This window comes from Collinsella aerofaciens (assembly GCF_018785265.1).
Classification (GTDB): domain Bacteria; phylum Actinomycetota; class Coriobacteriia; order Coriobacteriales; family Coriobacteriaceae; genus Collinsella; species Collinsella aerofaciens_AI.
Window position 1 is genome coordinate 4,826 of record NZ_WQPK01000058.1, and the last position, 9,966, is coordinate 14,791.

Annotated in this window: 16 protein-coding genes; 8 read left to right on the forward strand and 8 right to left on the reverse strand. The window is 58.0% G+C overall.

The annotated features are described in order from the left end of the window. Nucleotides 1-193 (reverse strand): ATP-binding cassette domain-containing protein (locus GPK42_RS10090; RefSeq protein ID WP_252200244.1); only part of this gene is annotated, 193 nt, incomplete at its 3' end. 454 nt (nucleotides 194-647) lie between these two features. On the opposite strand from GPK42_RS10090, the gene GPK42_RS09820 reads away from it, so the two are divergent. After that, nucleotides 648-1,097 (forward strand): hypothetical protein, encoded by a 450-nt coding sequence (locus GPK42_RS09820; protein WP_117848167.1) that lies wholly within the window; start codon nucleotides 648-650, stop codon nucleotides 1,095-1,097. A gap of 204 nt (nucleotides 1,098-1,301) precedes the next feature. On the opposite strand, the gene GPK42_RS09825 is transcribed toward GPK42_RS09820, so the two are convergent. Further along, nucleotides 1,302-1,721, reverse strand: coding sequence for a YjdF family protein (locus GPK42_RS09825; RefSeq protein ID WP_252200245.1), 420 nt, complete (start codon nucleotides 1,719-1,721; stop codon nucleotides 1,302-1,304). Nucleotides 1,722-1,992: 271 nt separating this feature from the next. Here GPK42_RS09825 and GPK42_RS09830 point away from each other — a divergent pair, with 271 nt between their 5' ends. From GPK42_RS09830 to GPK42_RS09850, 5 genes are all read left to right on the forward strand, one after another. Next, entirely contained in the window at nucleotides 1,993-2,367 is a 375-nt protein-coding gene (locus GPK42_RS09830; protein ID WP_215694964.1) for an ATP-binding protein, read from the forward strand. 68 nt (nucleotides 2,368-2,435) lie between these two features. Then, the gene (locus tag GPK42_RS09835) at nucleotides 2,436-2,744 is read left to right on the forward strand and encodes an ArsR/SmtB family transcription factor (RefSeq protein WP_215694965.1); all 309 of its coding nucleotides are present in this window, start codon (nucleotides 2,436-2,438) and stop codon (nucleotides 2,742-2,744) included. Continuing rightward, entirely contained in the window at nucleotides 2,744-3,736 is a 993-nt protein-coding gene (locus GPK42_RS09840) for a permease (RefSeq protein ID WP_215694966.1), read from the forward strand. Before GPK42_RS09835 ends, GPK42_RS09840 begins: the two co-directional genes overlap by 1 nt. Nucleotides 3,737-3,754: 18 nt before the next feature. Continuing rightward, the gene (locus tag GPK42_RS09845; protein ID WP_215694967.1) at nucleotides 3,755-4,108 is read left to right on the forward strand and encodes a thioredoxin family protein; all 354 of its coding nucleotides are present in this window, start codon (nucleotides 3,755-3,757) and stop codon (nucleotides 4,106-4,108) included. A 52-nt stretch (nucleotides 4,109-4,160) separates the two neighbouring features. Then, nucleotides 4,161-4,571, forward strand: coding sequence for an arsenate reductase ArsC (locus GPK42_RS09850; RefSeq protein ID WP_215694968.1), 411 nt, complete (start codon nucleotides 4,161-4,163; stop codon nucleotides 4,569-4,571). A gap of 203 nt (nucleotides 4,572-4,774) precedes the next feature. On the opposite strand, the gene GPK42_RS09855 is transcribed toward GPK42_RS09850, so the two are convergent. Next, nucleotides 4,775-5,215: a MerR family transcriptional regulator gene (locus GPK42_RS09855; RefSeq protein WP_215694969.1), complete on the reverse strand. Its 441-nt coding sequence runs from the start codon at nucleotides 5,213-5,215 to the stop codon at nucleotides 4,775-4,777. Between the two features lie 268 nt (nucleotides 5,216-5,483). Here GPK42_RS09855 and GPK42_RS09860 point away from each other — a divergent pair, with 268 nt between their 5' ends. Beyond that, on the forward strand, nucleotides 5,484-6,248 hold the full coding sequence (locus GPK42_RS09860; protein WP_215694970.1) for a carboxymuconolactone decarboxylase family protein: 765 nt from the start codon (nucleotides 5,484-5,486) through the stop codon (nucleotides 6,246-6,248). Between the two features lie 78 nt (nucleotides 6,249-6,326). Here the strand turns inward: GPK42_RS09860 and GPK42_RS09865 are convergent, their stop codons facing one another. The 4 genes from GPK42_RS09865 to GPK42_RS09880 are packed head-to-tail and all read right to left on the reverse strand — an operon-like array spanning nucleotide 6,327 to nucleotide 8,829. Then, a complete protein-coding gene (locus GPK42_RS09865) occupies nucleotides 6,327-6,839 on the reverse strand; it encodes an SIR2 family NAD-dependent protein deacylase (RefSeq protein ID WP_215694971.1) in 513 nt (170 codons plus the stop codon). 8 nt (nucleotides 6,840-6,847) lie between these two features. Then, nucleotides 6,848-7,150, reverse strand: a complete 303-nt coding sequence (locus GPK42_RS09870) for a hypothetical protein (RefSeq protein WP_215694972.1) — start codon at nucleotides 7,148-7,150, stop codon at nucleotides 6,848-6,850. A gap of 11 nt (nucleotides 7,151-7,161) precedes the next feature. After that, nucleotides 7,162-7,860: an SIR2 family NAD-dependent protein deacylase gene (locus GPK42_RS09875; RefSeq protein WP_195361422.1), complete on the reverse strand. Its 699-nt coding sequence runs from the start codon at nucleotides 7,858-7,860 to the stop codon at nucleotides 7,162-7,164. A gap of 3 nt (nucleotides 7,861-7,863) precedes the next feature. After that, entirely contained in the window at nucleotides 7,864-8,829 is a 966-nt protein-coding gene (locus GPK42_RS09880) for an SIR2 family NAD-dependent protein deacylase (RefSeq protein WP_195361423.1), read from the reverse strand. 143 nt (nucleotides 8,830-8,972) lie between these two features. On the opposite strand from GPK42_RS09880, the gene GPK42_RS09885 reads away from it, so the two are divergent. After that, a complete protein-coding gene (locus tag GPK42_RS09885) occupies nucleotides 8,973-9,530 on the forward strand; it encodes a TetR/AcrR family transcriptional regulator (RefSeq protein ID WP_195361424.1) in 558 nt (185 codons plus the stop codon). Here GPK42_RS09885 and GPK42_RS09890 read toward each other — a convergent pair. After that, nucleotides 9,527-9,880 (reverse strand): cupin domain-containing protein, encoded by a 354-nt coding sequence (locus GPK42_RS09890; RefSeq protein ID WP_195568526.1) that lies wholly within the window; start codon nucleotides 9,878-9,880, stop codon nucleotides 9,527-9,529. The genes GPK42_RS09885 and GPK42_RS09890 overlap by 4 nt on opposite strands. Nucleotides 9,881-9,966 lie beyond the last annotated feature (86 nt).

Genomic DNA, 9,966 nt, shown 5'->3' on the forward strand with positions numbered 1-9,966 from the left:
CCTCCCCGGCCGTCGGCCGCAGCATCCCGCAGATCATCTTGAGCGTTGTCGACTTGCCGGCTCCGTTGGGACCGAGCAGCCCGTACACCTCGCCCTCGCGGATATGAAGGCTCACGTCGGCCACGGCGTCCTGCGCCTGGTCGCCGCGGCCGAAGCGCTTGGTGAGCCCGCGCGTCTCGAGCATGTAACCCATGGGTTTATCCTTTCTCTTCCGGGCGCGCGGGCCGAGCCACCGTGTCCGCGCGCCTTACCTTTCGGGTTCACCATCCATGATGGGGCGCGTTTCTAACGAAGCCGTAACGGCCGTTGGGCTCTTTTGTCGCCAGCCCTTCTCGACCCGTACACCACTCATGGTGTGTTTATCGCGATAATAAGGACGGAGGTGCCCGTGGCACGCAATAAGTACCCGGAGGAGACGGCCGAGAAGATCAGGGGTGACGCCCGGCGAGTGTTATTTTGCGAGCTATGCGCATCGAAAGCGACCTTTCGTGGTATAAACTACTTGCCGGAAGCCGCGGCTTTCAGAGTACGGCTTACGTGTACGTTTAACCTCCGTGGGCGACGGGGTGCCGCAAGGCGTAGAATATCGCCCACCTGTAGGGGCCTGCAGCGATGCGGGCCCCGCTTCGTATGAAGGGGGCGAACCGATGAAGATCGTATCCATCTCCCAGGACTTCTTCGACCTCGTCGAGGGCGACCGCGAGCTCATGCTTAAGCACAATCGCCCCTGCATCGTGGTGGTGAGGCTGCGTTTCCGCGGGAAGCGCAGGGACTTCGCCGTGCCGCTGCGTTCCAACATCGCCCCTAACGTGCCCAAAGACCAGTACTTTGCGTTGCCACCCCGCCCCACGACACGCCCCGGCTGCCGCCACGGCATCCACTACATCAAGATGTTCCCCATAACCAAGGCCTACCAGCGCCGCTTCAGGACCGAGGGCTCGGCCTACTACGAGACGCTCCAGCGCATCATCGACGGCAACACCAAGCGCATTGTCTCCGAGTGCCAGGCGTACCTCGACCGCTACGAGCGCGAGGGAAGGCCCCGCTTCGCCGTCGACATCGACCGCATCGTGGGGCTGCTGGAGGGCGAGAAGTAGGGCGCCTCGGCTCAATCCCGAGCCATGCGGAACCGCTCCGCATTTTTGAACGCCGCGCGCCCCAAATACCCGAGAAGCAGGCCATGAGGTGCGGCGGCGCACTCGTGCCCGTGCATAGCCGTCACCATCAGCGTCTACGCGGCGTCGGCTTCAAGTGGAACTGGCGCCGCTGCTGTATATGGTTTGCCTTGCTGAAAATAGCGATCAATGCCCGCGATGTTTCTGCTTGCGCTTCAGCTTCCGCTGCTCGAAGCGCGCCTCCGCCTCGTCCGCGCGACGCTGGCTTCTTGCTCGAGCCGACTCCTGCTTCATTGCTTCCCGCTGTGCCGCGAGCGCCTGCTGCGCCTTGGTGCTCATCGCCGGCTGCTTAAGTGCTTTCGCCGCCTCGCGAGCGCGTCGCTTGGGGTTCTTTGCGGGCTTGCTCGCCTCGGTCGAATCGTGACCGAAGAACGAGAGCTTCGCCCATTTGCTGGCAACGAATCGCAGGATCTCCTCATTGGACGGTTCTGCGCCGAAGACGATGCGGGCGGCGCCATACCTTCCGCCCTCGACGTGCTCCGCTAGCCCGACCCAGAATTGACCGTCGTGATATACGGTCAGGGTGGACGACACGCTGATCTGCATGGTTGGTTCCTCCTTTATGTAGATGACCATGCAGAGAAGGGACAACCAAGGAGGCAGGTTACTGATGCGGACTAGCGCACGCCCACGACTACCCGACGGGGACTGTGTTTTCATCTCTGGTGCCCGCATTGTAGCACGCGCGGACGCGCCCTTCATCGCTGCCGACATGACGTGGCTGGGGATTACCCCTCGGACGCGTCTTTGCGCATATTGCCTTCTCGGTTTCGAAACTTCAAAAAATTCAAGTTTCGAAACCGAGAGGGAGTAGATGATGGCATGGGTAGACCGTAATACGTACATAGAGCGGCACAAAGAGGGCGCCTGCAGCCGCCTTTTCATCGACGAGGTGCAGCTGTGCGAGGGTTTCGAGAAGGCAACTAACAGCATTCACGCACGCGGTGGATGGGATATCCACCTCACGGGATCGAACACGTTCCTCCTGAGCTCGGACCTGGCGACGCTGTTAACGGGGCGCCACAGGGAGGTCCACATCCTCCTCTTCAGCTTCGGCGAATACCGCTCCCACTTCGGCGGGCAGGGGACCGTCGACGACGACTTCGACGGGTTCATCGGGCACGGCGGGCTCGCCGGGTCCTACGATTACGGTGGCATCTCGGAGGCGTACGGCTGCATTCGCTCGCAATGATATATTGACAGATATCGATGTATATGTATTCTTATACACATAGACAATCATCAATGTGAGGTGCTTCTATGAACGTTATGGATGTGACTCTGATCTGCAAAGCTTTGGGGGATGCGAACCGGCTGGAAATAGTGAAGATGCTGTCGGATGGAGAAAAGTGCGGCTGCAAGCTGCTGGAACAGTTCGAAATTACGCAGCCGACGCTTTCGCACCACATGAAGATCTTGGTGGAATGTGGACTGGTGAACGCCCGCAAGGAAGGAAAGTGGCAGCACTACTCTCTGAACTGCGAAACCCTGACCCAGTTTAAAGCATTTGTCGAGGGACTGACCTGCTGCGGCTGCGGTTCTGACAACGAAGGTGGGTGCTGCTCCTGATGGGCGAATTCATCACCGATCAGATTCTCGGCATGAAGTGGCTGAATACGCTGATTGGAAATCTACTCGGCACTTTGGGGCTGGACGCGACAAGCCGAATCGGTGGGAGCATCCAGTTTTTCCTCTATGATGTGATTAAGATCACCGTGCTGCTCTGTGTGCTGATTTATCTGATCTCCTATATTCAGAGTTATTTTCCGCCGGAACGCAGTAAGAAAATTATGGGGCGGTTTCACGGTATCTGGGCAAATTGCATCGCAGCCCTGCTCGGCACGGTAACACCGTTCTGCTCCTGCTCGTCCATTCCACTGTTTATCGGATTTACCAGTGCCGGACTGCCGCTGGGCGTGACCTTCTCGTTCCTGATTTCATCGCCTATGGTGGACTTGGGAAGTCTTGTTCTCCTGATGAGTATTTTCGGGGCAAAGGTTGCGATTCTCTATGTGGTGCTGGGGCTTGCGATTGCTGTGGCTGGCGGTACGCTGATTGAAAAGCTGCACATGGAAAATCAGGTGGAGGAATTTATCCGCAGGGCATCTGCCGTGGACATTGCCTCCCCAACGCTGACGCAGAAGGAACGGCTGGCTTATGCCAAGGATCAGGTAGCGGAAACCTTCAAGAAGGTCTTTCCGTACATTCTCATCGGTGTGGGCATCGGGTCTGTCATCCACAACTGGATTCCCGAAAGCTGGGTTGCGGCGGTTCTCGGCAGCCATAACCCCCTCGGCGTAGTATTAGCAACCATCATCGGTATTCCTATGTATGCCGATATTTTCGGCACGGTTCCCATTGCTGAGGCTTTGCTTGGAAAAGGCGCGCAGCTTGGCACAGTGCTTGCTTTTATGATGGGCGTTACCACGCTGTCTTTGCCGTCAATGATTATGTTGCGCAAGGCGGTCAAGCCAAAGTTGCTGGGTGTTTTTATCGCCATCTGTGCCGCGGGCATTATCGTTGTGGGCTATTCATTCAACCTGTTTCAGGGCATTATCTAATAATTTGGAGGGATCATCATGTCGATTTTCGGATTTGGAAAGAAAAAAGAAGAGCAAAAGCAGTCTTGCTGCTGCGGAGGCAGCTGTACGCCGGAAACCATGCAGGCGGCAGAAGCTAAAAAGAAGGAATCCGGCATCAAAATTCTCGGTGGAGGTTGTGCCAAGTGCAACGCACTGGAAGCGGAAACCGAAGAAGCGCTGCGGGATCTCGGCATGGATGACACTATCGATCATGTGCGGGACTTTGAAAAAATCGCCGCCTATGGAGTGATGACAACGCCTGCGCTGGTGATAGATGGTCAGGTGGTGTCCTATGGCAAGGTGCTGAAAAAGGACGAAGTCATTTCTATTTTGAATAAGGTGAGAGCATGAACGAACAAAACCTCGTTAGAATCGCAAACAGAACGAGAGGCAGCTTCCGCGCATGACGAAGCCAAAGGTTGCGTTCATCTGCGTCCACAACTCCTGCCGCAGCCAGATTGCGGAGGCGTTGGGCAAAGCGTTGGCGTCCGATGTGTTTGAAAGCTATTCTGCCGGGACGGAAACCAAACCGCAAATCAATCAGGATGCCGTCCGATTGATGAAGAAGCTTTATGGCATTGACATGGAGCAGACGCAGCATTCCAAGCTGATATCGGATATACCCGAACCAGATATCGCCATCTCCATGGGCTGCAATGTGGGATGCCCTTTCATCGGCAAGCCCTTTGATGATAACTGGGGGTTGGAAGACCCGACGGGCAAAAATGACGAGGAATTTAAGAAAGTTATCGATGAGATTCAAAAGCAAATTATGAAGCTAAAGGATCGCATGACAAATTCTGCATTGGGATGAGTGACTGCATGGCGTCTTAACTCGCTTTAAAAAGATGCCTGTCGGAAAATTCTGATTTCATTCTCTATAGTTTCGGCGTTGCCGCAGGGCAATGCCACCAGCGAAGTAGCGGGAATAAAGGCCTCCGAACCTTTTGGTTCGGAGGCCTTTATTCCCGCCTGAAGAAGAGCTCCTTGCCGAACTCCCTTGGGCATCAGACGTCACTATCGAGCGTGGGCGTTCTCGTAGGTATCTTTGATCTCTTTCGGCAAATTGTCCGGAATCAGCGCCTTCACTCTATCCTCGTTGCCGTCTTGGATCGCCTGCTCGTAGTACCAGCATTTGAACTTCAGCATATCCAGCGCACGGTTCATCTTCGCGATCTCCGACTCCATATGGGCCTTTCGCTCCTCGAACATGGCCTTGCGCTGGGGGTATGTCGAAGGGCCCTCCGCGCACCATTCCATGAACAGACGGATGTCCTTGATCTCCATTCCCGCCTTCTTCAGGCATTCGATGACCCGAAGCGCCTCGAGTTCCGTATCGCCGAATCGGCGAATGCCGGACGTCCGCTCCAGCCCCGGGAACAATCCCTGCTTGTCGTAATACCGCAGCGTTGAGGCGGGCAAGCCGAACATTTCCGCCACCTGTCCGATTGTGTACATGGCCCCTCCGAATAAATCTCGAATTCATTTCTTGACCTAAAGTCAGGTTTAGGTATTACCTTCATTCTCATCAATACAAATCGGTAGCGCAAGGGGTGGTCCGTAATGGGCAAAACGGTTTTCGCCGGCGGCGTGAACGGTGTGGGCGATATCGCCGGGCATCCCGCTCTGGAACAGGCGCAACGAATGGGCATGGAAATCTAGGCGGGCTACTTGGTCGCGCGGAGACAGATTCGTGTCCAGAACCATCGATAGGAGGAAATCGATCATGGCAATTAAGCAGACGGCGGGTAGAGATGCCCTGGGGGGCTTCGCCCCCAAATTCGCACAGCTCAACGACGATGTGCTGTTCGGCGAGGTGTGGAGCCGAGAGGGCGAGCTCTCCCTGCGGGACCGTAGCATCGTGACGGTGGTGGCCCTGATGGCGCAGGGCCTGACGGACTCTTCGTTCCAATATCATCTGATGTCCGCAAAGAACAATGGCGTGACCAGGACGGAGATAGCGGAAATCCTTACACATGCGGCGTTTTACGCAGGATGGCCCAAGGCGTGGGCGGCCTTTCGCATGGCGAAGGAGGTCTGGGCGGATAGCGATGCTGCTGATGCAAGAGCTAAGCACCAAAACGAGATGGCCTTTCCTATCGGCGCCCCCAACGACGCATTTGCGAAGTACTTTATCGGGCAAAGCTACCTCGCGCCCCTTTCCACCAATCAGGTCGGCGTCTACAACGTGACGTTCGAGCCCGGCTGCCGCAACAACTGGCACATCCATCACGCCAAAAGCGGCGGCGGACAGATCCTTGTCTGCGTGGCTGGTCGAGGGTTTTACCAGGAATGGGGTAAACCGGCACAGGAGCTGCGCCCTGGCGATGTAGTAAATATTCCCGCGGGCGTAAAGCATTGGCACGGAGCCGCGCCCGACAGCTGGTTCTCCCATCTCGCGCTGGAGGTTCCGGGCGAGGAGACCTCCAACGAGTGGTTGGAGCCCGTGGACGACGAGGAATACCTTACAGCGGCTGACAAGGAGGCTTAAACTTTGACACCCGAATCAGAGCCATCGCTTCTATGGGCGTGATGTCCGGGCTGATGAAAGCGCAAAAGCCTCGCCACGTTACTCGTCTCCCACCCGCGCCACCGAGAGCAGGGTGCGCAAGTCGGCCTGGATCGCCTCTGCTTTGCTTCCGAGCTGCAGCGGAGCCGAGTCGCCCGAGATGTTTACGCTCAGCAGGTGCGCATCCGGCAGCTTTGCGGTCATGCTCCAGAATGGGAGCGTGATGATACCGGGGGTCATTTCGCCCACGCCAAGTTCCAGCAACAGCACGCGGCAATCGCTGCGCTCGCGCACGAAGCGCTCATATCGTTCGATACTCTCGCGCCATGCCGCGCCCTGCAGAAATGTGTCGTCGCGCACCCACGGCACAAGCTGCCAGCCGCAATGCGGGCAGCGGGGAACGTCCTCGCTGCGTACCTCAAACCTCTCCATCCCGGCAATCATGCGCTCAACGTAGGGGCTCGCGTCGAAGAGCTCGTCGCAGCATGGCTGCTTGCACTGAAGGCATGCGAAGCTTCCCTGGTAGTTGCAGGTCCTCTCGGCGGGGAAGGCCTTTTCGACCTGGGTGTCCACATTGGTGCTCAGGATGAAGTAATCCTTATGGCGATGAGGGACCGCAGGTCGAGATAGGGTTGTGAGGCCGGCTCGCGCAGCATGAAATCGATGTATCGCGCGTAGTAGGCCCATTGCTGCTCGAGGCTGGGGTAGAGGTGATAGAAGCCGTCGAAAAGGCTCTTGAAGCCAAAGGCTTTCTGCCAGTCCGCCATTCCGGCACACGTCATGCCCGCATGGTTGTAATGGTTGAACCCGGCGGCGCTCGACATACCCGAGCCGATGCCGACGATGATGGCGTCGGCATCGTCGATGAGGCTTCGAAGCCTCATCGCTTCTCTTTCTAGAGGTGGCATCGAACGATCTCCTCGAAAGCCGGGGTCATATCGCCGTCAACGAGAATTGTCTCGCACGAAGCGTCGGGCGTCAGAGCCTGACTGTAGTTGAACACGATGTAGGTGGCGTGTTCGCAGGCGTTCGCGACCCGAGCGAGCATGCGCTTTATGACGCCGTTGCGCAGCCCCACGCCAAGTTCGAGGATGGCAACCTTGTGGTTGCGATGCGCTTGCACAAGGTGCGCGAGATCTTCGAGCTGCGCCATGGCGAGGGCATCTGGGTGGGCGAGACGCTGCTCGTCAATCGACGTGCACGTACTCCCCTCTGTCTCGAGCACGTGGTTCTCGTTGAACCCTGCGCGTGCGAAGTGCCCGTCAATATTGCATGTGATCACGAAGGTATCAGCGTGCTCCGTAAGATGCCGCAGCCCGTTCATGATTGGGCCGGGCTCATACTCGACATACTCCTTTTGATGGAATCGATCGGCCCATCGGCGTCGCACGTTTGCATCCGGAGAGGTGAGCCCCTGCAGTATGCAGCCGATGCCATCAGCCTGGGCGAGGTCTCCGTACGCTTCTTGGAAATGAGCATCGGCGTAGAAGAGGTTGAGCCCCTCTGCCATGTCGAGCCCGTTGCTGGCGCCGATGATGATAAGATCCGCCTCGGCAAGTGCCTGGCCGATACGAACCGCTTTTACCGTTTCCATGCGCTACCTACCCAGCGTCTTGCGCACGTCGGCGAGCACGTCGGCGATATCGGCACGAACGGCGAGCCCCCGATCCTCGATTGCACGGGGGAGAAACTGCGTCCTGTTGTTCACGGCGATGTAGCCAGCCTGCGGCAACTGCGCCGTGAGGGCCCAGAACGGCTCCTGGATAAACGCAGGCGTCATGCGGCCCACGCCCAGCTCGAGGAAAAGGATCCTCTGCCGCGCGTGCGCGTCGAGCCAGTCGGACACCTTGCGGTACTGCTCCTCGTAGAGCTCGCCCTGCAGGAAGTTGCCGTAGCCGCGAACCCAAGGGAACGCCTCTGCCCCGCAGTGCGGGCAGCGTGGCACGAATTCTGTCGGAACCTCAAGGCCGTCTCCCATGGCCTCTACCATGCGGGAGACCGGCTCGACCGCGTCCCACACCTCACCGGTGCAACAGTGGGAGCACTGGAAGAAGCGGTGATCGCCTTGGATCTCTGCTACCTTCTCCCAAGGGTAGATTTTCATGAACTGCGTGTCCTGGTTGGTGGTGAGAACGAAGAAGTCTTTCTCGGTAAGAATGGCGTCGAGATCTTTGTAGGGCTCGCGCAGCGGGGCGTTGAGCGTGGTGTCGAGGAAGGTGGCAAGGTAGCCCCAGCGCGACTCGGCGGTGGGCCAGCGGTAGGACGACCCTTCAAAAGCGCCCCTGAAACCGTAGCGCTCGGCGAATTTGCCGAAATGCCTGCGATAGGTCGCGTTGTCTTCGTAGTAGAAGTCGCCGCCGCCCGCCGCGGAGAGCCCAGAGGCCCCGCCTACAAGCACGCAATCGGCTTCATCGATCATGCGGGCAAACGTTTCGATTTGCTGGTCGTAGCGCTCGGGCTCGCGGGCACTCAGTTCATAGGGCGTGCCGCCGGTGCGGTAGGCGGCCTGATGGGAAAACGATTGGTTGGTGAGTTCGATAACGAGCCGCTCGTATAGAGTCACTTGATACTCTCTTTCAACTACAATGAACAGGTGTCTATAAAAAGTATCAGTGTTGATTTGCGTCAGAGCAATGAACAGTTTCGAGCTGCTGTCGATAAACGAGCGGCTTCTGGATATTGTTGAGCGCTGCAATTGGAGGGGCCATGGAATCGGGGAAGATCGATCGTCGCCGACGCTATACGCTTTCGGTCATACGGGAGGCGTTCTTTGCGCTGCTGGCCGAGGTCGGCTTCGCGAAGATGACGGTGGCGGATATTTGCCGCTGTGCCGATATCAACCGCGGCACGTTCTATTTGCACTACGAGGACAAGTTCGCGCTGCTTGATGCACTTATCGACGAGGCCCTGGCGGCGGCGCCCCCGCTTGAGGGAACGGAGGCGGAGGCTCTCTGCCAGCGCCCGCCGGCAAACGATGACTATTATCTGCTCTACTCGGATGACGATGCATACGCCCGGGTGGCACAGCGCGTCGTCGAGCGCGGCGCTGAGCAGATGGTTCCCTCGATCATGGAGGAGACCGGGCTTTCGCGCGAGGACGCCTATCTGCTCTTCGTCCACAACGTCCAGGGAAATCTCGCGGTCAACCGCCTGCTCGGTTGGAGGCGAGGGCCCGAGTTCGCCCACGCCCAGGAGCTGCTCAGCACCTATTCCGAAGGGGGCATGCGGGCGGTATCGGCCCCTTGCACACCGATCGCGAATTAGAACATGATAGCGTCGTCGGCTGTGAAGGCATCAAGGGATCCCTGCTTGACCTGAATGCAGACGTATGTGATGCCCGAGTCGGATGCGGCGCGGAACTGACGGTGTGCGGCGGGGGAAATGCGCAGCCAGTCGCCGGCTGCAAGCTCGATTTCCTCACCGTCGATCGTGACCGAGCCGGCGCCTTCGAGCACGCCATAGATTTCCTCGTTTTCCTTGTGTGCATGGACGAACGGAACGCCAGCGCCGGCGGGAAGATTGTTGACACTCACCTCTGCCCCGGTAAGCCCGAGCACTTCGTGCAGCTCGACACGGCTCTCATTACCAATGTGGGTCCTTGCATAATTAGCCATAATGGTTGGTTGATTTCCGATCTCAGCCGAACACATTGAGCTGATGGCTCGCTCCCGCAGTTAGCCGAACGCCCCCGCGGCCCCTC

Coding starts and splice junctions, on each gene's coding strand:
- GPK42_RS09820 (WP_117848167.1), top strand. CDS start 648: ATGAAGATCGTATCCATCTCCCAGGACTTCTTCGACCTCGTCGAGGGC.
- GPK42_RS09825 (WP_252200245.1), bottom strand. CDS start 1,721: ATGCAGATCAGCGTGTCGTCCACCCTGACCGTATATCACGACGGTCAA.
- GPK42_RS09830 (WP_215694964.1), top strand. CDS start 1,993: ATGGCATGGGTAGACCGTAATACGTACATAGAGCGGCACAAAGAGGGC.
- GPK42_RS09835 (WP_215694965.1), top strand. CDS start 2,436: ATGAACGTTATGGATGTGACTCTGATCTGCAAAGCTTTGGGGGATGCG.
- GPK42_RS09840 (WP_215694966.1), top strand. CDS start 2,744: ATGGGCGAATTCATCACCGATCAGATTCTCGGCATGAAGTGGCTGAAT.
- GPK42_RS09845 (WP_215694967.1), top strand. CDS start 3,755: ATGTCGATTTTCGGATTTGGAAAGAAAAAAGAAGAGCAAAAGCAGTCT.
- GPK42_RS09850 (WP_215694968.1), top strand. CDS start 4,161: ATGACGAAGCCAAAGGTTGCGTTCATCTGCGTCCACAACTCCTGCCGC.
- GPK42_RS09855 (WP_215694969.1), bottom strand. CDS start 5,215: ATGTACACAATCGGACAGGTGGCGGAAATGTTCGGCTTGCCCGCCTCA.
- GPK42_RS09860 (WP_215694970.1), top strand. CDS start 5,484: ATGGCAATTAAGCAGACGGCGGGTAGAGATGCCCTGGGGGGCTTCGCC.
- GPK42_RS09870 (WP_215694972.1), bottom strand. CDS start 7,150: ATGAGGCTTCGAAGCCTCATCGACGATGCCGACGCCATCATCGTCGGC.
- GPK42_RS09875 (WP_195361422.1), bottom strand. CDS start 7,860: ATGGAAACGGTAAAAGCGGTTCGTATCGGCCAGGCACTTGCCGAGGCG.
- GPK42_RS09885 (WP_195361424.1), top strand. CDS start 8,973: ATGGAATCGGGGAAGATCGATCGTCGCCGACGCTATACGCTTTCGGTC.
- GPK42_RS09890 (WP_195568526.1), bottom strand. CDS start 9,880: ATGGCTAATTATGCAAGGACCCACATTGGTAATGAGAGCCGTGTCGAG.